The organism is Pseudomonas sp. CBC3 (genome assembly GCF_037967085.1).
Classification (GTDB): Bacteria; Pseudomonadota; Gammaproteobacteria; order Pseudomonadales; family Pseudomonadaceae; genus Stutzerimonas.
This window is the reverse complement of record NZ_JBANEO010000003.1, coordinates 648925-671120: the sequence shown is the minus strand read 5'-3', so window position 1 is coordinate 671120 and position 22196 is coordinate 648925. Positions and strand designations below refer to the sequence as shown.

Annotated in this window: 20 protein-coding genes and 1 pseudogene; 11 read left to right on the top strand and 10 right to left on the bottom strand. The window is 63.8% G+C overall.

All coding sequences use genetic code 11. The annotated features are described in order from the left end of the window. Positions 1 to 2: 2 nt before the first annotated feature. From V6943_RS15765 to V6943_RS15745, 5 genes are all read right to left on the bottom strand, one after another. Positions 3 to 758 (bottom strand): glucose 1-dehydrogenase, encoded by a 756-nt coding sequence (locus tag V6943_RS15765; RefSeq protein WP_181101078.1) that lies wholly within the window; start codon positions 756 to 758, stop codon positions 3 to 5. Between the two features lie 10 nt (positions 759 to 768). After that, on the bottom strand, positions 769 to 2478 hold the full coding sequence (locus tag V6943_RS15760; protein ID WP_340554407.1) for an FAD-dependent oxidoreductase: 1710 nt from the start codon (positions 2476 to 2478) through the stop codon (positions 769 to 771). A 59-nt stretch (positions 2479 to 2537) separates the two neighbouring features. After that, the gene (locus tag V6943_RS15755; protein ID WP_340554405.1) at positions 2538 to 3728 is read right to left on the bottom strand and encodes an acyl-CoA dehydrogenase family protein; all 1191 of its coding nucleotides are present in this window, start codon (positions 3726 to 3728) and stop codon (positions 2538 to 2540) included. Between the two features lie 111 nt (positions 3729 to 3839). Then, positions 3840 to 5432, bottom strand: a complete 1593-nt coding sequence (locus tag V6943_RS15750) for an amidase (RefSeq protein WP_340554404.1) — start codon at positions 5430 to 5432, stop codon at positions 3840 to 3842. A 77-nt stretch (positions 5433 to 5509) separates the two neighbouring features. Continuing rightward, a complete protein-coding gene (locus tag V6943_RS15745) occupies positions 5510 to 6943 on the bottom strand; it encodes a coniferyl aldehyde dehydrogenase (RefSeq protein WP_340554402.1) in 1434 nt (477 codons plus the stop codon). 183 nt (positions 6944 to 7126) lie between these two features. Between V6943_RS15745 and V6943_RS15740 the strand changes: the two genes are divergently transcribed. The 6 genes from V6943_RS15740 to V6943_RS15715 are packed head-to-tail and all read left to right on the top strand — an operon-like array spanning position 7127 to position 13101. Then, the gene (locus V6943_RS15740) at positions 7127 to 8128 is read left to right on the top strand and encodes a flavin reductase family protein (RefSeq protein WP_181101070.1); all 1002 of its coding nucleotides are present in this window, start codon (positions 7127 to 7129) and stop codon (positions 8126 to 8128) included. Positions 8129 to 8153: 25 nt separating this feature from the next. Next, the gene (locus V6943_RS15735; protein ID WP_340554399.1) at positions 8154 to 8927 is read left to right on the top strand and encodes a glucose 1-dehydrogenase; all 774 of its coding nucleotides are present in this window, start codon (positions 8154 to 8156) and stop codon (positions 8925 to 8927) included. Positions 8928 to 8936: 9 nt separating this feature from the next. Next, the gene (locus tag V6943_RS15730; RefSeq protein WP_340554397.1) at positions 8937 to 9731 is read left to right on the top strand and encodes a fumarylacetoacetate hydrolase family protein; all 795 of its coding nucleotides are present in this window, start codon (positions 8937 to 8939) and stop codon (positions 9729 to 9731) included. Between the two features lie 25 nt (positions 9732 to 9756). After that, the gene (locus tag V6943_RS15725) at positions 9757 to 10653 is read left to right on the top strand and encodes an acetaldehyde dehydrogenase (acetylating) (RefSeq protein ID WP_131650243.1); all 897 of its coding nucleotides are present in this window, start codon (positions 9757 to 9759) and stop codon (positions 10651 to 10653) included. Between the two features lie 10 nt (positions 10654 to 10663). Continuing rightward, positions 10664 to 11695, top strand: a complete 1032-nt coding sequence (gene dmpG, locus V6943_RS15720; RefSeq protein ID WP_340554393.1) for a 4-hydroxy-2-oxovalerate aldolase — start codon at positions 10664 to 10666, stop codon at positions 11693 to 11695. Between the two features lie 47 nt (positions 11696 to 11742). Continuing rightward, positions 11743 to 13101, top strand: coding sequence for a spinster family MFS transporter (locus V6943_RS15715; RefSeq protein ID WP_340554391.1), 1359 nt, complete (start codon positions 11743 to 11745; stop codon positions 13099 to 13101). Positions 13102 to 13164: 63 nt separating this feature from the next. Here the strand turns inward: V6943_RS15715 and V6943_RS15710 are convergent, their stop codons facing one another. Next, on the bottom strand, positions 13165 to 13932 hold the full coding sequence (locus V6943_RS15710) for an SDR family oxidoreductase (protein ID WP_340554389.1): 768 nt from the start codon (positions 13930 to 13932) through the stop codon (positions 13165 to 13167). Between the two features lie 305 nt (positions 13933 to 14237). Here V6943_RS15710 and V6943_RS15705 point away from each other — a divergent pair, with 305 nt between their 5' ends. The 3 genes from V6943_RS15705 (at position 14238) to V6943_RS15695 (ending at position 16860) form a co-directional block, all read left to right on the top strand. After that, a complete protein-coding gene (locus V6943_RS15705) occupies positions 14238 to 15020 on the top strand; it encodes an enoyl-CoA hydratase/isomerase family protein (protein ID WP_181101066.1) in 783 nt (260 codons plus the stop codon). Between the two features lie 157 nt (positions 15021 to 15177). After that, a complete protein-coding gene (locus V6943_RS15700; RefSeq protein ID WP_340554386.1) occupies positions 15178 to 15927 on the top strand; it encodes an electron transfer flavoprotein subunit beta/FixA family protein in 750 nt (249 codons plus the stop codon). Next, complete coding sequence (locus tag V6943_RS15695; RefSeq protein WP_340554384.1) at positions 15928 to 16860, top strand: electron transfer flavoprotein subunit alpha/FixB family protein; 933 nt, start codon at positions 15928 to 15930, stop codon at positions 16858 to 16860. A gap of 58 nt (positions 16861 to 16918) precedes the next feature. Here V6943_RS15695 and V6943_RS15690 read toward each other — a convergent pair whose 3' ends face one another. Beyond that, positions 16919 to 17464 carry a TetR/AcrR family transcriptional regulator gene (locus V6943_RS15690; protein WP_340554383.1) on the bottom strand — a complete coding sequence of 182 codons (546 nt, stop codon included), beginning with the start codon at positions 17462 to 17464 and terminating at the stop codon, positions 16919 to 16921. Between the two features lie 94 nt (positions 17465 to 17558). Here V6943_RS15690 and V6943_RS15685 point away from each other — a divergent pair, with 94 nt between their 5' ends. Continuing rightward, positions 17559 to 19037 (top strand): MFS transporter, encoded by a 1479-nt coding sequence (locus V6943_RS15685; RefSeq protein WP_340554381.1) that lies wholly within the window; start codon positions 17559 to 17561, stop codon positions 19035 to 19037. Between the two features lie 338 nt (positions 19038 to 19375). On the opposite strand, the gene V6943_RS15680 is transcribed toward V6943_RS15685, so the two are convergent. The 3 genes from V6943_RS15680 to V6943_RS15670 form a co-directional block, all read right to left on the bottom strand. Next, entirely contained in the window at positions 19376 to 20353 is a 978-nt protein-coding gene (locus V6943_RS15680; protein WP_340554379.1) for a GlxA family transcriptional regulator, read from the bottom strand. A gap of 141 nt (positions 20354 to 20494) precedes the next feature. After that, positions 20495 to 21043 (bottom strand): cysteine hydrolase family protein, encoded by a 549-nt coding sequence (locus V6943_RS15675; protein ID WP_131650233.1) that lies wholly within the window; start codon positions 21041 to 21043, stop codon positions 20495 to 20497. A 43-nt stretch (positions 21044 to 21086) separates the two neighbouring features. Further along, positions 21087 to 21248: a hypothetical protein gene (locus tag V6943_RS15670; RefSeq protein WP_231752255.1), complete on the bottom strand. Its 162-nt coding sequence runs from the start codon at positions 21246 to 21248 to the stop codon at positions 21087 to 21089. Between V6943_RS15670 and V6943_RS15665 the strand changes: the two are divergent. After that, positions 21174 to 22180, top strand: a pseudogene (locus V6943_RS15665) (GlxA family transcriptional regulator). The gene V6943_RS15670 and the pseudogene V6943_RS15665 overlap by 75 nt on opposite strands. Positions 22181 to 22196: the final 16 nt, after the last annotated feature.

The following is a 22196-nucleotide window of genomic DNA, read 5'->3' as shown; positions in this document are numbered from 1 at the left end:
GTCTAGATACTCATGACGAACTGGCCACTATCGATGCGCAGTTCGATGCCATTGATCGCCCGCGACTCGTCCGAGGCGAGAAAGACCATGGCATTGGCCACGTCTTCTGGCCGGCAGGCCCGGTTCATGGGGTCCGTGTCGATGGTCAACTGCTCCGGATCGATACCCGGCGGGTAGATGGCGCGGGTCATCGGCGTGAGCACGCCGTCCGGATGCAGCGAATTGCAGCGGATGCGGTGCGCCCGGCCAAAGGCCGCGACACTGCGTGTGAGCGCGCTGATGGCACCCTTGCTGGCGCTGTAGGCCAGAAAGTCGGGCTTGCCGGCAATCGCGGCGATAGATGACAGGTTGATGATCGAGCCGCCCCCGCCGCGCTTCATCAGTGCGACCGCCGTCTGGCAACCGAGGAATACGCTATCGGCGTTGACTCGCATCAGCGTCTGCCAGTCGGCCAGAGTGGCCTGCTCGATCGTCCCGGCCTTGAGGATTCCGGCGTTGTTGACCAGCACGTCGAGCCGGCCATAGCGCTCATCCACTAGCGCGCCCAGCGCTTGCCAGCCATCGGGATTGCTGACGTCCTGCTGCATGAACGACACCGCGTCGCCCAACTCATGAGCCAGACGACGTCCGGCCTCGACGTTCAGGTCAGTCAGCAGCACCTGTGCGCCTTCGGCGGCGAACTGGCGCACGGCGCATTCGCCCATGCCGCTGGCGCCGCCCGTGACGATCGCCACCTTGTCCCGCAAACGTGCACTCATGAGCATGCCCTCACGCCGTTGCCGACAGGTGGTGCGCGGCTATGTAGCCGAAGGTCATGGCCGGGCCGAGCGTAGCGCCGGCGCCCGGATAGCGCGTGCCCATCACCGAAGCCGAGGTGTTGCCGATGGCATAGAGCCCGCCGATCGGCTCGCCACCCTCGCGTAGCACCTGGGCGTTCGCGTTGGTCAGCAGTCCGCCCTTGGTGCCGATGTCGCCGGCATTCATCCGCATCGCGTAGAACGGCCCCTTGTCCAGCGGCGCCAGGCACGGGTTGGGTTTGACGTTCGAGTCGCCGTAGTAACGGTCGAAGACGTTGCCGCCGCGAGCGAAGTCCTCGTCGATACCGCTGCTGGCGAAGCGGTTCACGCGCGCCACGGTATCTTTCAACCCGTCAGCGGCGACGCCGATCTGGCGGGCCAGATCGTCCAGACTGTCGGCCTTCCAGTAGACGCTGCCCAGCCATTCCTTGCGCAGGCGGCTGTCCGGCATGATCTGCGCCGGCATCAGCGGGCCCATCGCATAGCCGAAGCGGAACCTGGCATCGAAGATCACCCAGGCGGGCACGCTTTTGCCGCCGCTGGTCTCGTTGTCGCGGTACATCGCATCGACGAATTCCAGATAAGGCGCCGCCTCGTTGACGAAGCGCCGACCCTGGCCGTTGACCACGATGGCACCGGGAAACGCCCGCTCGGCGAACACCCCGCGTGACTGGGCCTCGCCCGGCACCTGTAGCGTGGGCGCCCACCATGCCCAGTCCAGCAGGTCGGTGGCGGCACCGATCTTCTGCCCCGCCTCCAATGCCGCTCCGGTGTTACCGCCTTTGGGCGTGGCGCTCCATTCGTGATTGTTCGGCTGCGGCAGATAACGGTCGCGCAGGGTCTGGTTCTGCTCGAAGCCGCCGGCACCGAGAATCACCCCGCGCCGCACGCGGATGGCCATCGTTTGGCCGTCGCGTTCGATGACCACGCCCGTTACCACGCCGTCTTCCTCGATCAATTCGCGGAAGTCGGTGTTCAGCCACAGGGGAATCTTGCGGTCGAGCATGGAGGCGCGCAGGCTCGCCACCAGGGCGTTGCCGAGCGCGGTGCGGCGGTCGCGGCGGGTCTTCTTGCGCCAAGCGAAGTCGAACTTGTAGCGCAGCATCAGCCAGAGCACGAGCAGCCGCCAGCCGGGCGCCTTGGCCATGACTTTGTGGGCGTGCCGCGCGGTCCAGGCGATGCGCCCCATCAGCAGCGTGGTCGGCGAGGCCTCGCGCAGGTTTTCCAGTTCCGCGCCCAGCACGCTGACGTCGAACAGTTCCGGGTCCAGGCTGCGCCCGCCCTTCAGGGCGCCGGGCAGGTCCTGGTAATAGTCCGGATACTTGTCGGCCACGGTGTAATGCACCTGGGTCCGCTCCTCCAGGTACTGGATCATCGCCGGGGCGTGGGTCAGATAGGCGTGCAGGCGTGACTCGTCGACCCGGTCGCCGATCGCAGCCTTGAGGTAGGTCATGGCCTGCTCGTAGCTATCCTTGCCGCCGATTTTCTTGAAGTAGTGGTTGTCGGGGATCCAGATGCCGCCGCCGGACAACGCCGAGGTGCCGCCGTACTGCGCGGCCTTTTCCACTACCAGCACCGACAGCCCCTGGTCGGCGGCGGTTATCGCTGCCGTCATCGCACCGGCCCCCGAGCCGACGACCACAACGTCGTAAGTGTCTGGATGACTCTTGTTGTTATGCATGTTCCGGACTCACTTGCTTGATCGATCGAACCGCCGTCGCACGGACAGCGGCATGGCTGTCACACGTAGGGGTCGGGATTGGGCAGGCCGAGCTGGACGGCGCCATAGGTGCGGGCAAACGCGGCCACGTTGTTGGAGATGTGCCCGCGAGCCTGGTGCAGGTCGCGGAAAATCCGCGCCACCGGATTGCTCTCGTAGAGCCCGGACGCGGCCATGCAGCGCAGGATGCCGCTGACCTTCTCGGCGCAGGTATTGGTCACGTAGGCCGACTGGTAGCGATACAGCAGGCGGGTTTCCACATCCGGGAAGGCGTTACCGGCGGAGATTTCCTGCAACTGTTCGTAGTTGCGATCGAGCACCAGACGCAGCATGTCCAGGGTCAGCGAGGCATCGGCCACGGTTTCCTGGGCGAGCGGGTCCTCTGCGGTTTTCGCACCGTGCTTGCCGATATGCCGCGCGGCGTTTTCACGGAACTCGTTGATCGCGCCCTGTAATGCACCCAGGCAAGAGGTGGAAACAGCGCGGGTGAACACCTGGGCGAAGGGAATGCCGTACAGCGGGTTGGGGTTGGCTTCGCGGCCCGGGGTCGCTTCGAGGCTTGAATTATTGGTGCGCTGAACGCGGTGCGCCGGCACGAATGCATCCTCCACGACGATGTCGTGACTGCCGGTGCCGCGCAGGCCCAGGACGTCCCAGTTGTGTTCGATGCGGTAGTCGCTGCGTGGCACCAGGAAGGTGCCGTGCTCGGCGCCCTCGCCGTTCTCATCGGGCGGAATGATGCCGCCCAGGAGGCACCAATGGCAGTGCTCGCTGCCGCTGGAGAAGCCCCAGCGGCCGCTGATGCGATAGCCGCCCTCCACAGGCGTCACCTTGGCGACCGGCATATAGGTTGAAGACATGAGGGTGGATTGGTCCGAACCCCAGACGTCTTCCTGCGCCTGGAGCGGATAGCGCGCCAATTGCCAGGGATGCACGCCGATGACCCCATAGATCCAGGCAGTCGACATGCAGCCTTCGGCCAGCGCCATCTGGATGTCCGCGAACGTACGCAGGTCGGCCTCGTAGCCACCGAAGCGCTTGGGTTGCAGGACCTTGAACAGGCCGGCTTCCTGCAGATCGGCGATGGTTTCGTCCGGCACCTTCTGCTGGCTTTCCGCTTGGGCGGCGCGCGCTTTAAGCACGGGGATCATTTGCCGCGCGCGCTCGATCAGGTCGACTTCTTGTTGTGTTTTCTGGCGAGTGGCTGCCATCTCTGATTCCTCTATAGCGCCGCTGCGAGGAAGGCGCGGCTGTTCTGATTATCGGAAGCCGGAGCTGGCAGACTCATCGTCAAAGCGGACTAGCAGATAGCCAAAAACCGATCACACCGGCAGGCCGGGACGGCGAGACGACCAGGGACGGGCCTGTTCCAGCTGTCCGGCCAGGCGCAGCAACAGTTCCTCGCCACCCAGGCGCGCGGTGAACATCATCCCCACCGGCAACCCCTCCTCGCTCCAGCCGAGCGGCAACGAGATCGCCGGCTGCCCGCTGACGTTGGCCAGCACCGTGAAGGAGGCGCTGCCCATGGCCTTCTGCATGTAGCTTTCCCAGGGTTGCGAGAGGCGCAACTCGCCGAGCTTGGGCGGCAGGTTGGCGGTGACTGGCGAAAGAATCAGGTCGAAGCGTTCGAACGGGCGCTCCATTTGCTCGCTGATGGTCTCGAACGCGTGCCGCGCGCGGTACAGGTCGAGCCCGCTGACTTGCTCGCCATTGCCCAGCACGACGTGGGTGATCTGCTCCAGCTCGTCTGTGTTCAGCTTGCGCCCGAGTATTGCTTCACGGTCGCGGATGCTGGCCAGCAGCGCGGTGGCGCTCACCTTGCCATGGGCCGAGAACAGCTCACGCGGGTCGACCGGCAGGGTCAGTTCCTCAACCTCATGACTCTGGCCGAGCAAAAGCTTCACGGTATCGTCGAGCACCTGCGCCACTGCCGGGTCCAGCGTCGCACCGGTCAGCGAACGGCTGACCAGCGCAATTTTCAGGCGCCCGGGATCGCGCTCCACCGCCTCGACGAAGGGGCGCTCCAGTGGCTGGGTCCAGTATGGGCTGCCGGCCTCATGGCCCTGCCCCGCATCGAGAAACAGCGCCGTGTCGCGCACCGTGCGCGAAACCACGTGCGCCACGCTCGCGCCGAACCAGCCCTCGAAGCGGCCCGGACCGCTGGGCGTGCGGTAACGGCTGGGCTTCAGGCCGACCAGGCCGCAATAAGACGCCGGGATGCGAATCGAGCCGCCGCCGTCGGTGGCATGGGCCGCCGGTACGATGCCCGCCGCCACTGCCGCCGCCGCGCCGCCGGAGGAACCTCCGGCGCTGCGCTCGAGATCCCAAGGGTTGCGAGTCTGGCCCCACAGCGCCGACTCGGTGGTGGTGGTCAGCCCGAACTCAGGGGTGGCAGTCTTGCCAAAGGGCACCGCACCGGCGGCCTGGTAACGCGCGATCAAGGTGCTGGTGAATTGCGACGGCGGGCCATCCCGAAACAGTCGACTGCCATGGCTGGTCACGGTGCCAGCCAGATACGTGCTGAGATCTTTCACCAGCAGTGGCACGCCGGCCAGCGCACCCGTCTCGCGGGCCGCGCGACGTTCGTTCAGCAGCGCCCGAGCGTAATCCTCATGCAGCATGTTCACGGCGTTGACTTGCGGATTGACCGCCTCGCAGCGAGCAAGCGCCGCGGCCAACAGCTCCGCGCCTGTCAGCTCACCGCTACGCACCGCCTCGGCCATGGCCCAGGCGTCGAGCCCCGCGTATTGCTCTGACGTTAGGCCGGTGGTTCGCTCGCCTGCCAGGGCGAAGCGACCGAGCATCGTGGCGCCAAAAACCAGCGCGCCGGCTTTGAGTACCCCACGGCGCGGCCAGGCTGGCTGGATTTCTAGCTCGGCGAGAACGGGCTCGCCAGCGGGGTCGGTTTTGCTCATGGGAATGCTCCGATCATGAATGACGGTTTTTACGCAGGGCCGGCGCGACCTGGCAGCCACGACCGGGCCATGTCTGCTCAGTCAGCGGTGACCTGCGCCTGCAAGGTGGCGAGAAGGTTTTCGCCGTAGGGCGGCAAAAGGCCCCACTCGCCGCGCGGGTCATAGGCCGGCGCCTTGAATATGGTGCGTGCATGACTGAACTGACAGAAGCCCTCCCAGCCGTGGTAGTGCCCCATGCCCGAAGCGCCAACGCCACCGAACGGGGCGTCATGCATGGCCGGATGCATCATCGCGTCGTTGATCGTCACGCCGCCCGACAAGGTGTGGCCGAGCACGTAATCCTGCTCGGCCTGGTCATGGCCGAAGTAATACAGTGCCAATGGCCGGGGCCTGCTGTTGATTTCTTCCACCACGGCGGGAAGGTCGCTGTAGGTCAGCAGCACCATTGCCGGGCCGAAGATCTCTTCTTGCATGACCAGGCTGTGCAACGGCGGGTTGACCACCACACTCAGCGGCCGCTTGCAGCAGCCAGGTACGGGCGCCTCGTCGGGGCAACGGATGATCTCGGCGCCTTGCGCCTCGGCATCGGCCAGGTAACGGTCGATGCGCTGGAGGTGGCGCTCGTTGACCACCGCAACCAGGTCCGGGTTGCCGGCGGCTCGTGGGTACAGCACGCCAACCGCATCGCGGAGCGCGCCGATGAAGGCCTGTTTCTGTTCCACCGGCACGTAGACCAGATCCGGCGAGACGCAAATCTGCCCGCCGTTGGTGAACTTGGCGATGGCCAGGCGCCGGGCCGCATCGGCGATGTCCGCACTGCGGCCGACAATGGCCGGCGACTTGCCGCCGAGCTCCAGCGTCACCGGTACGAGGTTCTCCGCGGCGCGGCGCATAACGTCCCGGCCAATTGAGGTACCGCCGGTAAATACCAGATGATCGAACGGCTGGCTGGCGAAGCCCTGTCCGACCTCGACGCCGCCCGTGACAATGGCCAGCTCTAAGGGATCGAAACGATCAGCGATGGCCTCCGCCAGCACCTGCGCAGTGTTGGGCACGATCTCGGACGGCTTGAGAATTGCCCGGTTGCCGGCGGCGAGCACACCTGCAAGCGGGCTCAGCAAGGTAAACACCGGCGCGTTCCAGGTGCCGATGATGCCCACGCTGCCCTTGGGCCGATACTGCACCCATGCCTCGGCATCGAGCTGGTCATAGGGCGCAAACGGCGGCCGGGGCGAATCCTGCATCCACTGCTCGAAATGGCTGCGAGCGTGCTTGAGTGAACTCAGCGCACCGAGCACATCTGTCATCAGTGAATAGCCCGGATGGCGCCCACCAAAGTCGGCATCCATCGCCTCCAGCAGCCTGTTCTGCTCGGCCACCAGCAGTTCGATCACCGCTTGCAGCCGGCGTCGGCGGGTCGCGGCGTCGACCGGGCCCTCTCGGTCGTAAGCCTGACGCTGTGCACCAAGCAGCGCGCGCACTTCATCGATGGATCGCAGATATGCACTCATAGGGCCTCCCGGGCGGCCGTGTCGTTCCTGGTCGACGGACACGTTAGCCCGCGCCATCCGGCCCCTGCCTCGTCCATCCGGACGACACGCGGCGGACCGCGTTTTTAGTCCGTAAAGACGATGTTCCCACTTGCCCGACTGCCAATACTGCGTCCACGACTGACCGGATTCACGAGGCAGACCATGACGGCTGTAGCCAGCTTCAACCCTCAGGCGTTTCGCGCCGCGCTGAGCACCTTCACCACCGGCGTGACAATCATCACCACCCGCAACGCAGAGGGCGAGCCGGTAGGCGTCACCGCAAACAGCTTCAATTCGGTTTCGCTGAATCCGCCCCTCGTACTGTGGAGCCTGGCCAAATCGGCGCTGAGCTTGCCGGCGTTCACCGAAAACAGGCACTGGAACGTGCACGTCCTGTCGGCAGAGCAGGACGTGCTGTCGGGCCGTTTCGCCTCCCGCGGTGAGAACAAGTTCGCCGGCGTCAATCTCGACCAGGGCATCAACGACACGCCGCTGTTCAAGGATTGCACCGCCCGCTTTCAATGCCGTACGGCCTTCACCTACGAAGGCGGCGATCACCTGATCTTCGTGGGCGAGGTGCTGGCCTTCGACAAGACCGAACTACCGCCGCTGGCCTACCAAAGCGGCCAGTACGCACTGGCGACGTGCAAGCCTCGCGAACTCCTGCGCCTGGGTGCGGAGCCGCCACCCGAGTGCAGCTATACCGAAGACCTTCTGGGCTATCTGGCCGGTCGTGCGCACTACCAGCTGCTGGACGCACTGCGGCGGCTGCTGCATAGCCAGAAGATCGATGAGCATGCCTTCTTCGTACTCTCGGTGCTGTGCATCCAGGACAACCTGACCCTGGAAGAAATCAATGACTACGTCAGCTATACCGGCCGGGAAGTCACGCAATCGCTGATGCTGTTCCTGGAGAAGCAGGGCTATGTGGCGCCCGACAAGCAGTTCGGGGTGCTTCGCTTTTTGCTCACCGCGGCCGGGCGGGAGCTGTCGCTCGAACAGATCGCGTTGGCCAAGGCGGTCGAACAGCAGCTGATAGAAAAGCTTGGCCAAGCAGACGCGCAGGTTCTGAAGATGCTGCTCAAGCGCCTCATTCAGGCGACCGATCCCGGCCTGCCGGACCTGTGGGCACCAGCGTCACAGGAATTCGGTGCCCGCGCTTGAAGACTCTCGGAAAAAGGAAGACATCATGAGCTTGCTTGATCGCTTCACCCTGCGCGATGACGTCGCCATCGTCACCGGAGCCGGGCGCGGAATTGGCCGCGCCATCGCGCTCGCCTATGCCGAAGCCGGTGCGCGGGTGGTCTGCGCCGCGCGCACACTGACGGACGTCGAGGCGGTAGTCGCCGACATTCGCGCCGCCGGTGGCCAGGCCGTCGCGGTCAGCTGCGACGTCAACGAGCCGGCCCAACGCCAGGCCATGGTGCAGACCGCACTGGAGACCTTCGGGCGCATCACTCATCTGGTCAACAACGCTGGCGGTGCCGGACCGAACGATCCACTGAAGATGAGCGTCGAGGAGTTCGAGCAGGTTCTGCGTTTCAACGTCAGCTCGGCCTATGCGCTTGCCCAGCTCTGCGTACCGCATATGCATGAGGCAGGGAGCGGCAACATTCTCAATATCACTTCTGGCGCCGCCCGCTACGCGCAGCCGCAGTTCAGCGCCTACGGCTCGGCCAAGGCGGCGCTGTCCCAATTGACTCGTCTGCTGGCGCACGATTTCGCGCCACGGATCCGGGTCAACGCCATCGCGCCCGGCCCGATCCTCACCGATGCGTTGAATCGAGTGATGCCGACCGAGATGCGCGCGGCCATGGAAGCGAACACGCCGATGAAATGCCTGGGCGAGGTGGAAGACATCGCCGCTGCCGCACTGTACCTAGCGACCCCGGCCTCCAGGTGGGTAACCGGCAAGATCATCGAAGTCGACGGCGGTGCCGAATCCAGCGTCTGGCCGGGCTGAGGAGAAACCATGCTTGACCCCCAACTGATTGAAACCCTCGGCGACGAGCTGTTCGCCGCCCTGCGCGAGCGCCGCACCCTGGCGCCGCTGACCCAGCGCTACCCGGCCATCGACATCGATGACGCCTATCGCATCTCGCTGCGTTTTCTCGCACGGCGCGAGGCCTTCGGTGAACAGGTGATCGGTAAAAAAATCGGCGTCACCAGCAAGGCCGTACAGGACATGCTTAACGTCCACCAGCCCGATTTCGGCTTTCTCACCAATCGCATGCAGGTTGCCCGCGGCAGCGACGTGAGCATGGCCGAACACCGATTGATCCAGCCGCGCGCCGAAGGCGAGATCGCCTTCATTCTGGCCGAGGATCTCAACGGCCCGGGCGTTGCCGCATCCGACGTGCTGGCGGCGACCGCCTCGGTAGCCTGCTGCTTCGAGATCGTCGATTCGCGGATCGACGACTGGAAAATCCGCATCCAGGATACCGTCGCCGATAACGCCTCCTGCGGCGTGTTTGCCCTGGGCGATACCCGCATCGACCCGCGCCAGCTGGATCTGGCCGCCTGCGAGCTACGGATGTTCAAGAACGACCAACCCGCTGGCCAGGGGCTGGGCTCCGCCGTGCAGGGCCACCCCTGCGAGGCCGTCGCGTGGCTGGCCAATACGCTGGGCCGGCTCGGCATTCCGTTTCGCAAGGGCGAGGTGATCCTTTCCGGCGCCCTCGCCCCGCTGGTGCCAGTGGGCGCCGGCGACCGCATCCACATGACTATCGGCGGCCTTGGCTCGGCCAGCCTGCAGTTCATCGAGTGACCCCGAGCTGGCAAGGAGACGATTGATGAGCAAGAAAATCCGCTGCGCCCTGATCGGGCCCGGCAACATCGGCACCGACCTTCTGTACAAGCTAAAGCGTAGCGAGGTGCTGGAGCCTGTATGGATGGTGGGCATCGACCCCACCTCCGAAGGCCTGAAGCGCGCCGAGGAGATGGGCCTGAAAGTCACGGCCGAGGGCGTGGACGGCCTGCTGCCTCACGTGAAGGCGGATGACATTCGCATCGCCTTCGATGCCACTTCTGCCTACGTGCATGCCGAGAACAGCCGCAAGCTCAACGAACTGGGCGTGCTGATGATCGACCTGACACCAGCGGCCATCGGCCCCTATTGTGTGCCTCCGGTGAACCTGAAAGACAACCTCAAGGCCGGCGCGCTGAACGTCAACATGGTCACCTGCGGCGGCCAGGCCACCATTCCGCTGGTGGCGGCGGTGTCTCGGGTGCAGCCGGTGGCGTATGCCGAGATCATCGCAACGGCGGCTTCGAAGTCGGTCGGGCCTGGTACTCGCAAGAATATCGACGAGTTCACCCGCACCACCGCCAGCGCGGTGGAACAGGTGGGCGGCGCGAAGAAGGGCAAGGCGATCATCGTCATCAACCCGGCCGAGCCGCCGTTGATCATGCGCGACACCGTGCACTGCCTAACGGAAGGCACCCCGGACGAGGCGGCGATCACCACCTCGATCATGGCCATGATCGCCGAGGTGCAGCGGTACGTGCCCGGCTACCAACTGGTCAACGGGCCGGTGTTCGAGGGCAACCGGGTCTCCATCTTCATGGAAGTGGAAGGCCTGGGCGACTACCTGCCCAAGTACGCCGGCAACCTGGACATCATGACCGCAGCCTCGGCGCGTACTGCCGAGATGTTCGCCGAAGAACTGCTCAAGCAGACCGAGCTTTAAGGAGCGCGCCATGGACCTTCGCGGCAAGAAAATTACCGTTCACGACATGTGCCTGCGCGACGGCATGCACCCCAAGCGCCACCAGATCAGCCTGGAGCAGATGAAAAGCATCGCCCAGGGCCTGGACGCGGCCGGCGTGCCGCTGATCGAGGTCACCCACGGCGACGGCCTGGGCGGTACCTCGGTCAACTACGGCTTTCCGGCCCACAGCGATGAGGAATACCTGTCGGCGGTGATTCCACTGATGAAGAACGCCAGGGTCTCCGCCCTGCTGCTTCCGGGCATCGGCACCGTCGATCATCTGAAGATGGCCCACGAGCTGGGCGTCGCCACCATTCGCGTCGCCACCCATTGCACCGAGGCGGACGTCTCCGAGCAACACATCAGCCACGCCCGCACGCTGGGCATGGACACCGTGGGCTTTCTGATGATGGCGCATATGAACAGTCCGCAAGGACTGGCGACCCAGGGCCGGCTGATGGAAAGCTACGGCGCCAACTGCGTGTACATCACCGACTCGGCCGGTTACCTGTTGCCGGAGGATGTCCGCGCGCGGGTCGCCGCTCTGCGAGATGCCCTCGCGCCAGAAACCGAGATCGGCTTTCACGGCCACCACAACCTGTCGATGGGCGTGGCCAACTCTATCGCCGCCATCAGCGCCGGCGCGACACGTATCGACGCTGCTTGCGCAGGCCTTGGTGCCGGTGCCGGCAATACGCCGATGGAAGTGCTGGTGGCGGTCTGCGACCGCATGGGCATCGAGACCGGCGTCAGCGTGTTCGGCATCCAGGACGTGGCAGAAGATCTGGTGGTGCCGATCATGGACTTTCCCATCCGCAGCGACCGCGACGCACTGACCATGGGCTATGCCGGGGTTTACGGGTCCTTCCTGCTGTTCGCCAAGCGTGCCGAGAAGAAGTACGGCGTCTCGGCGCGTGAAATCCTGGTCGAAATGGGCCGCCGTGGCATGGTCGGTGGCCAGGAAGACATGATCGAGGACACCGCTCTGACCCTACTCAAGCAGCGCCAGGCCAGCGCCTGAGCCGCCCCTCTCGGTCGGCCCGCCCGGGCCGGCCACCGGAGCCACGCATGACGACCGCGAATATTTCCGAGGCTGGCCTTGGCTGGCGTACCCATGGCGTGCTGGCGCTGCTGGTGGCGGCCTATGCCAGTAGCTTCATTGGCCGGCAGATCATGTCGGTGATGATCGAACCGATCAAACTGGAATTCGGCGTCAGCGATACCGCGATGGGGCTGCTCTCCGGTCTGGTCTTTGCCGCCTTTTACGCACTGCTCGGCCTGCCCGCCGGACGCCTTGCCGACCGTCATTCGCGCATGCGGGTGCTGGCTATCGCCGCCGTGCTGTGGGCATTGGCGACCCTGCTCTGCGGCCTGGCCATGAGCTTTTTCATGCTGGCGTTGGCGCGGATGCTGGTTGCGGCCACCGAAGCGCCGGTGATGCCGGCCTCGCTGTCGCTGATCGCGGATCTCTACCCGGCGCACAACCGCTCGCTGGCAATCAGCTGCTTCACCGGCGCGCCGACCCTGTCGGCCATCCTCGGCCTGAGCGTCGGCGCCTGGCTGGTCGACGTTTATGGCTGGCGCACCGGCTTTATGCTGATCGCCGCGCCTTTGTTGGTGCTATCGCTGGTGTTCGGTTTTGTGGTTCGCGAACCGTCTCGCGGCCGCTGGGATGCGGTGAGCACGCACCCGGTCCCGGGCGAGACGCTGACGCAATCGGCGCTGGATCTGCTGCGCAACCGGCCCTACCTGCTATTGATGAGCGCCAGCTCGCTGACGACCTTTGGCGCCTACGCCTTCGGCATGTGGAACACGACTTTCCTGATGCGCAGCCACGACCTCTCGCTGCAGCATGCCGGCATCCTCGCCGGCGTGGTCAGCGGGGCCAGCATGGCGGTCGGCGGACTGTTCAGCGGGTGGCTGACCGATCGCCTCAGCGCCTTGAACCGCGCCTGGCTATTGCGCATTCCGCTGCTGGGACATGTCGTGGGACTGATTGGAATGGCGCTTTACCTGCTCGCGCCCAAGGGCACCTGGTTCATGCTCGGCGGCCTGCCCGTGCCGACAGCGATGCTCTGGGCGGCGCTCAGTGGCTTCTTCGCGATCTGGTGGGTGGCGGCATCCTTCAATCTGCTGACTCAACTGGTCAGCCCCTGGCAACGCGGCACGGCGATCGCTTTGCAGACGATCTTCTCCACCCTGCTCGGCATCGGTCTCGGGCCGCTCGCTGCCGGGCTCCTGAGCGACGCACTCGGCACCACGTTCGGACATGAATCGCTGCGCTACGCCTTGTTGGTGGTCAGCTGCAGTTTGTTCGCACCGCTGGCGCTGCTTCTGACGCTGTACCGTGCCCGGGCGTACCAGGAGCCTTCGCCCGTTCGTACCCCCGCGCCGTCAGCCATCCCGCTCGCCGCTTGCGCGGATTAAAGCCGGTTCTCCAAACGCAAAAACGCCTGGCAAGCCAGGCGTTTTTGATCTGCGAGACGAACTTCAAAACGTGTTCGGTCGGACCATCGCGTCCATGCCGCCATCGGCGAATAGCACGCTGCCATGGACAAAACTCGCCTGTTCCGAGAGCAGGAAGGCGATCACCGACGCCACCTCCGTTGGCTCGCTGCCCCGGCCCAACGGCGCAACAAAACGACGGGTCGATTCGCCGTAGCGAGGATCGGCCTTGGACGCTTGCAACAAGGGCGTTTCCACGGCCCCCGGCGCGACCACATTGAGGCGCACCCCAAGCTTGCCCCAGTCCGGCGCCTTTTGCCGCGCCATGCAAGTGACTGAATATTTGGAACCGGCGTAGGCCATGTGCGGCTCGTTCTGCAACTCGGCCAGCTCGATCGCTCGGGTTTCATCACCGCTCAGCATGGCCTTGACCATCGGCAGCTCATGCGCGCCTGGCTGCACTGAAGCGACGGACCCAACCACCACAGCGGCGGGCTTGTGTCCTTTCTGCAACGCCTCGAACAGTCCATCCAGCAGTTCGCTGACACCAAAGTGATTGACCGCCACGATCAGCCCGCTGCGCGGCGCGGTGACGCCAACGCCCGCGCAGCAGACCAATCCGTCAAGCACGCCACCACAACGTTCGAGCACAGAGGCAACGGCCGCCTGGCGACCACTGGGAGTGGCTAAGTCTGCATTGATCTCGGCGTTGGCTCGGTCGATTCCGATTACGGTGTGGCCGGCGCTCGTCAGCGCCTCGCTCAACGCCGCGCCGATGCCAGAGGCGGATCCGGTAATTGCTGTGACAGGCATGTGCTTCTCCTTTGCCAAAAACGATATGGGTAGCGCCCTGACTTCAGGCATTAGCGGCGGCTCATTTGCCCATGCGTTCACAGCGCCTCACATCGTCCGGAAAGACTAAAGCCTCCAACTTTGCCGGAGATGTACTCCGTATGAACGATGCGCCGACCACGGGCTCTTGCCAACACTGATCGCAATCGTGGGCACCGCATGCCGAGCCGCAGGATTTCTGCCCACACGCTGATCACAAATGAAGGTGCGCCCTTTGGGCCAAACCTCGGCTCCAGCTACCCGCCGCCCCTGTTTCGGAGTCCTATATGAACAATCGAGCCTCCTCGCCCGTGTCGCTTGAACATAACGGCGCCATCAGCCAGATCCGATTCAACCGGCCAGAGGCGCTCAATACCATCGACCGGGACATGGCCTGGGCCTTTCTGGCGGCATGCCGTGAGGTGGCGGCGCGTCCAGCCAGCAGAGTGCTCGTGCTCAGCGGCGCAGGCCGCACGTTCATGGCTGGGGTCGATCTGCCGCAGGTACTCGCGGCGCCAGACTTGATCATCGAAGACCTGATCGAGCCGATGAATCAGGCCATACAGATCCTGACCGAGCTCGACATCCCGGTTCTCGGCAGCCTGCAGGGACCGATTGCAGGCGCCGGCATGAGCATCGCCCTGGCTTGCGATCTGGCCATCGCCGCCACCAATTGCCGTTTCAATTTCGCGTGCTTGCAGGCGGGCATCAGCTGTCAGCTCGGCGCTTCCTGGCACCTGCCTCGTCTCGTGGGGCTGCGCGCGGCCATGGAAATCGCGCTGCTCAATGAGCCGCTGAAGGCTTCCCAGGCGGCAGCCATCGGGCTGGTCAATCGCATCGTGCCGCTCGAGACGCTGGCCAGCGAGACCTCGTGCCTGGCCAAGCGATTGAGCGAGGCGGCAGTACCCGCACAAGGCCAGCTCAAGCGTTTGATGCGTGATGCCTATCAGCGCGATCTGCCGCAGCAGCTCGAAGCGGAAAAACGCGCGTTATCCGATTGCCTGGAGAGCGACGAATGCCAGCGCGCGGCCCACGCTTACCTGGAAAGGTATCCGGCCATTAACGGCTAGCAGTCTGTGAATCGGCCCCAGCATCGTCCGTTTAGGTCATCCCTGTTTCAGGAACGCTGCCTATCTTAGCGACAGCCAATCAGCAGGCGTGTTGAGTCGACTCGACCCTACTCGCCCAATGAGCCGACATGATCAATCACGGAACAAGAGCCGACTTATGAGAGTTTTGGTACCCGTCAAACGAGTGGTCGATTACAACGTCAAGGTTCGCGTCAAGGCGGACAACTCCGGCGTCGACCTCGCCAACGTCAAGATGTCGATGAACCCCTTCTGCGAAATCGCCGTGGAAGAAGCCGTGCGCCTGAAAGAAAAGGGCGTGGCGAGCGAAATCGTCGTGGTTTCCATTGGTCCAACCGCTGCCCAAGAGCAGCTGCGCACCGCGCTGGCACTGGGTGCCGATCGCGCTGTGCTGGTCGAATCGACCGAAGAACTCAACTCCCTGGCCGTGGCCAAGCTGCTCAAAGCGGTTGTCGACAAGGAGCAGCCGCAGCTGGTCATTCTCGGCAAGCAAGCCATCGACAGCGACAACAACCAGACCGGCCAGATGCTCGGTGCGTTGACGGGCTACGCCCAGGGCACCTTCGCCTCGAAAGTCGAAGTGGAAGGCGACAAGGTCAAAGTCGAGCGCGAAATCGATGGCGGCGCGCAGACCGTTGCGCTGAACCTGCCGGCGATCGTCACCACCGACCTGCGCCTGAACGAGCCGCGCTACGCGTCGTTGCCGAACATCATGAAGGCCAAGAAGAAGCCGTTGGAAGTTCTGACTCCGGACGCGCTGGGTGTCACCACCACCTCCACCGTGAAGACCCTGAAAGTCGAAGCACCGGCTGCCCGTAGCGCGGGCATCAAGGTCAAGTCCGTGGCTGAACTGGTCGAGAAACTGAAGAACGAGGCGAAGGTAATCTAAATGACTATCCTGGTTATCGCTGAACACAACAACGCCGTTCTGGCTGCTGCCACGCTGAATACGGTTACGGCCGCAAAAGCGATTGGCGGCGACATTCATGTACTGGTCGCTGGTAGTGGCTGTGGCGCCATCGGCGAAGCGGCCGCCAAGATTGAAGGCGTCTCCAAGGTTCTGGTCGCAGACGATGCGGCTTATGCCAACCAGCTGCCTGAGAACGTTGCGCCGCTGATCGCTGGCTTGGCAACCAATTACAGCCACGTCCTGGCTGCCGCCACCACCAACGGCAAGAACTTCCTGCCGCGCGTGGCCGCCCAGCTGGACGTCGATCAGATCTCCGAAATCATCGCGGTAGAAAGCGCCGATACCTTCAAGCGCCCGATCTATGCCGGTAACGCCATTGCCACCGTGCAGTCCAGCGCACCGATCAAGGTGATCACCGTACGTGCCACCGGGTTCGATCCGGTCAAGGCCGAAGGTGGTTCGGCTGCCGTCGAGCAGGTTTCGGGCACTGGCGACAAGGGCATCTCCGCATTCGTCGGCGAAGAGCTGGCCAAGTCCGACCGTCCCGAGCTGACCGCCGCCAAGATCGTCGTTTCCGGCGGTCGCGGCATGGGCAACGGCGAAAACTTCAAGCATTTGTATTCGCTGGCCGACAAGCTCGGCGCTGCCGTTGGCGCCTCGCGCGCGGCGGTCGATGCTGGTTTCGTGCCGAACGATATGCAGGTGGGTCAGACCGGCAAGATCGTTGCGCCGCAGCTGTACATCGCCGTGGGTATCTCGGGGGCCATTCAGCACCTGGCCGGTATGAAGGACTCCAAAGTGATCGTCGCGATCAACAAGGACGAAGAAGCGCCAATCTTCCAGGCCGCCGATTACGGCCTGGTGGGTGACTTGTTCGAGATCGTGCCGGAGCTCGAGAGTCTGCTTGGCTGATAGACCGGTCTCCAGCACACGTCGGTCTAGCAGGCAACGGGCCGATGTCGAGGGCCGGTCAGCTATCCGGACGGACCATTGCAGCGATATCGCTCATAACGTCCGTCCACTCCTCCTCGCCTATTTCCATCAGGCGAAAGAAGCGCAGCGCGAAAATGCCTTCGGCAGCGAAAAAGGCGACACGGGCGCGGCGGCCCTCTTCGGTCGAGGTGTCGAGCCCGGCAAGGCGCTCCCGGTACCACGCCTGAGTCGACTGCAGGTGCTCGGGAGTTTGTAGCAGCGCCGCCAACAGACTCGCCGCCTTGGCGTGAGAACCGGAGTCCGAGCCGCGAGTGGCCTCGACATGCGCGCGCACCGCCGTCAGCGGATCGGGGTTGTCTCCGGCGATGCGCTGGAACTGCTCCGTATAACCCTTGCCCCAACGCTCGAACATCGCGTTGATCAGCTCATCCTTGGTGCCGAAGCTGTACTGCACGCCACCTTTGGTAATGCCCGCAGCTTTGGCGACGGCGTCTATCGTCAGTGCTGCAGCGCCTTGTCGATTGACGATTCCTTCGGCCACATCCAGCAGTACCTCGCGATCGATGGTTCTCTTTCTGCCCACATTCATCCCTTTAAATTAAATACGTATGTATTTATATTCTGCCGCAACGTTTTCCCCCCGCCAATGCTGGGATACCGGACCCGAGGACGACCCGTTGAAATCACCTCTTCGCTGGCTGGTGCTGGGCATATTATCCAGCGCGCTTTTGCTAATCGTCATCGACATGACGGTAATCTACCTGGCGTTGCCAAGCCTGACCTACGAACTGCGCGCCTCGGCCACCGAGAAGCTATGGATCGTGAACGCTTATGCCCTCACAGTCGCGGGCCTACTGCCCGGGATGGGCGCGCTGGGAGACCGCTTCGGCCACAAGCGGATGTTCATCGCCGGGCTGGTGGTGTTCGGTGGAGCGTCCCTGGGCGCTGCCTTTTCGCCCAGTGCCGAGGCGCTGATCGCCGCCAGGGTGGCCTTGGCGGTAGGTGCGGCGATGATGATGCCGGCCACACTGGCGATCATCCGCCACGTCTTCGACGACGTCCGCGAGCGCGCCCTGGCGTTCGGCATATGGGCCGCGATCGCTTCGGGCGGTGCCGCCTTCGGCCCGGTCGTCGGCGGTGTGCTGCTGGAACATTTCTGGTGGGGCTCGGTGTTCATCATCAACGTGCCGATCGTAATCGTGGCGTTGGCGCTCGCCGCAGTCTGGGTGCCCGCCCGGCCCGGCAACCCCGATCGGCCGTTCGACCTGCTCGCCTCACTGTGGATCATGGGTGCGCTGGTCGGCCTGACGCTGGCCATCAAGGAAGCCGGCAAGCCAGACCCGTCCGTGCTGCAAGCCAGCGCGGCGGCAATTACGGCGTTCGTGTGCGGCCTGGCTTTCCTGCGGCGCCAGCGCCAGACGACAGTACCGATGATCGAATTCGCTCTGTTTCGCGACCGCAGTTTCTCGGCTGGCGTAGCCACGGCATTGATCGCCTCGGCAGCATTGATGGGCATGGAGTTGGTGGTCAGCCAGCGGCTGCAGCTGGTGGTCGGCTTATCACCATTGCAGGCCGGTCTGGCCATTCTGCCAATCCCGCTGGGTGCCTTCGTCGCCGGTCCGCTTGCCGGATTGGCGTTGCCGCGCCTGGGGGCGGAACGCATCCTGAGCACCTCCCTCGCCCTGTCGGCAGCCGGGGCGCTGCTGTACCTGCTGGGTTATGGCGCCGCGCTATGGGTTCAGATTCTATCGTTCAGCCTGCTCGGCTTCGGCATCGGCGCGGCAATGACTGCCGCCTCCAGCGCCATGCTGTTGCATGCGCCGCCAGACCGTGCGGGCATGGCGGCGTCGATCGAAGAGGTCTCGTACGAGCTGGGCGGTGCGCTGGGCATCGCCATACTGGGTAGTTTGATGTCCGCGGTGTATTCCGCAGCCTTCACCACACCGGCAGGCAGCGCGGCGCCAGCGCTGGCCCGAGACAGCCTCGACGGTGCGCTGATCGCCGCCGAAGCCCTGCCTGAAACCGTTGCCGCCCCGCTTGTCAGCCTGGCGCAAAGCGCTTTCGACAGTGCTTTCGTAACGGTGATGATCATGGTCGTCGCGCTGCTCGGCGCGGCCTCGGCCGGCATCGCCCTGACCACCCGCCGCGCTCGTTAGTAGAACGCGCAAGCAACAGGACGAAGCTTCATGCCAATTGGAGATGCCAGCAAACCGCCTGCATGGAAAGGACCGATCTGGACCAAGGCAACACCTGGCTCGTTGCGCTGCATCAAAGCGGCATCGATCGATATGGCTCATAGCTGCGTTCGGCCATCGTCGTGCCGAACTGGCGCTCGCGGCGCGGGCATCCCGTCGGCTTCCAGCGGCGTCATGGCCGAGGTCCTGGCGGTGAAGAACGCTATGCCGCTCGCCCGCGACCAGTTGGTGGCCCGGGCCAAGGAGCAGCAGAATCCACGAGCCCGGCATGCGCCTGATCGCTTGTTACACGCGCCCGATTAGCTGAGCGCCTTCGAGCGCAGCTCCTTACAGAAGGTCCGCCGGTAATCCGAAGGGGTCGTGCCCAATTGCGCAGCGAACTGCTGACGCAGTGAAAGCGACGTGCCGAAGCCTACCTCCGATGCGATGCAGTCGATCGGCATCTCGGTGGTCTCCAGCAGCTGTTGTGCCCGCGCGACACGTTCGGCGCTGAGCCATTTGATGAAGGTCGTGCCTGTGGTTTCGCGAAAACGGCGGGTGAAGGTACGGCGACTCATGCTGGCCACATCAGCCAGCGTATCGAGCGACAAGGGTTCGGCCAGATGTTCCCGCGCCCACTCTAGGACACCGGGCAGCCGGCTCTCACTCGGCAGCTGCGGAACAGGTTGTTCGATGTATTGCGCCTGCCCACCTTGCCGATGCGGTGGTGTAACCAGCAGCCGGGCCATTCGATTCGCTACATCGGCACCGTGTCGCTGACGCAGCAGATGCAGGCAACAGTCGATGGCGGCGACCGTACCGGCCGAGGTAATGATGTTGTCGTCAGAAACGTAGAGCACATCCGGGCGGAAGTGGCTGCTGGGGAAACGCCGAGCGAAGAGATCGCGAGCCACCCAATGCGTGGTGGCTTCGCGGCCATCCAGCAGACCTGCATCGCCTAACACGAAGGCACCCAAGCACAGGCCAACGATCAGTGCGCCTTGTGCATGGCGCTGACGCAGGGCATCGGTCAGTTCGGTAGGTGCTTGCTGGTTGGGATCGCTCCAAGCCGGCACGATGACGATATCGGCACGCTCCATCGCCTCCAGCCCATCGGGCACATCGATCATCACGCCTTGATCGCTACGGACCTGGCCCGGCTTTGCAGCGCAATATCGAACTTCGTAATGCGGCAGATCCGGTGCGTCTTTGGCTGCGCCAAAGACTATTCCGGGCACGGAGAGATGGAACAGGCTCACGCCATCGAACGCCAGGACGGCAACGCGAAGCATGGACATGGCAGATGACCCGCTTGGGAAAGATGGCCCGAAAGTATCCAAGAGCTTTATTCAGGTCAAACATCGAGTGCCGAGCGGCATCGCTGGTAGGTGCTTCCCCGACCTGCGGATTGGGCACAGATCGGGGTATCCAACAGCGGCTTAGGCCGTCAGATAGGCTTGCGTCGAGATCACGTTGGCGTAGCCGAACTTCAGGGCAGCCATCATGGCCGCATGCACCTGAGCTGCCGGAACCTGTACACCCTCGAACTCCAGATCCAGCGTCGCGCAGGCATCGTGCAGTACGGTCACCGAATAGCCCAAATCGGCTGCGGCACGAACGCCGGCATCGACACACATGTGGCTCATCGCGCCGACGATCACGATTTCTTCTACACCCTGCTCGTCGAGCAAACGCTTGAGCTCCGTTTCACGGAACGAGTTAGGGTAGTTCTTGACGATGACAGGCTCGCCATTCTGCGGGGCGACAGCAGGTTGGATCTCGACGTTTTGAGTTCCCGGAACGAAAGCCGGGACTTCCCCGTTGACGAATTCATGACGGACGTGAATGACCGGAACATCCTTGGCGCGGGAGTCGGCAATCACTTTTACTGCGTTATCGACGGCCGCCTCGATACCGGTCAGCGGTAGATTGCCCGTCGGCAGGTATTCGTTCTGCAGATCGATTACGACCAATGCACGCTTGCTCATTATTGGCTCCTTGACGATGTTGTAAGGGGAAGCGTGACCATCATCAGCCATCGAGGCGCTTGTTGCGAAGTGGCGAGATCGACATCTTCAAGGGCTGGATCGACACATGCCGGATATGAACGTCATAGAGATCGGGATACTGCTGTATCCCGGTGCGCAGCTGGCGACGGTTCTGGGCCTGACCGATCTGTTCGCGTTTGCACAACGAATCGCCGACGAGCGAGGGGCGCCGGATATGCCGGTTTTGCGCATCAGCCAGTGGCAAAAACAAAGCCCGAGCGAAACTCCGGTGCGCGTACAGGATTCGCTTGCTGGCATGAGCACGACGCCCGCCGTGCTCATCCTGCCCCCTAGCCTGGAAGAACCGATTGCCACCAGCGCAGCGGCGCCTTACAGAGATGGCTGCAGGCGCAGCACCGCGCGGGGGCTACGCTCGCGTCCGTGTGTGCAGGCGCTTTCCTGCTTGGCGAAACAGGCTTGCTGTCCGGTCGCACCATCACGACGCATTGGCTCTATGTGGAGAAATTCGCGGAGCGCTTCCCCGATGTGCGGCTCGATATCGACCAGCTCATCATCGACGCCGACGACATCATCACCGCCGGCGGCGTCATGGCCTGGATCGATCTCGGATTGCGATTGGTAGACCGCTACCTGAGCGCTGCGGTGATGATCGACACCGCCCAGATGTTTCTCGTCGATCCGCCCGGACTCCAGCAGCGTTACTACAGCGCCTTCGCGCCGCGGTTGGCTCATGGCGATCAGGCCGTGCTGGCCGTGCAGCACTGGTTGCAAGAGACAGGTGCCAAGCACATCGCCCTTCCCGACCTGGCTCAACGTGCCGGCATGGAGGTGCGCACCTTTCTGCGCCGCTTTCAGAAAGCTACCGGCATGACCACCACCGAATATTGCCAGCGCCTCCGAGTGGGCCGCGCGCGCGAGATGCTACAGGCGAGCCAGTTACCCATCGAGCGGATCGCCTGGGAGGTCGGCTATGGTGACGCCGGAGCGTTCCGCAAGGTATTCACAGGTATCGTCGGGCTCACGCCTAGCGAATATCGACGACGTTTCAGTGGGTTTCATAGGCAGGCTTGGGCAAATTCACGACCCGCCGAAAGAATGGCACGTTTTTATCTATGATTGTCTTTTGGGCCGC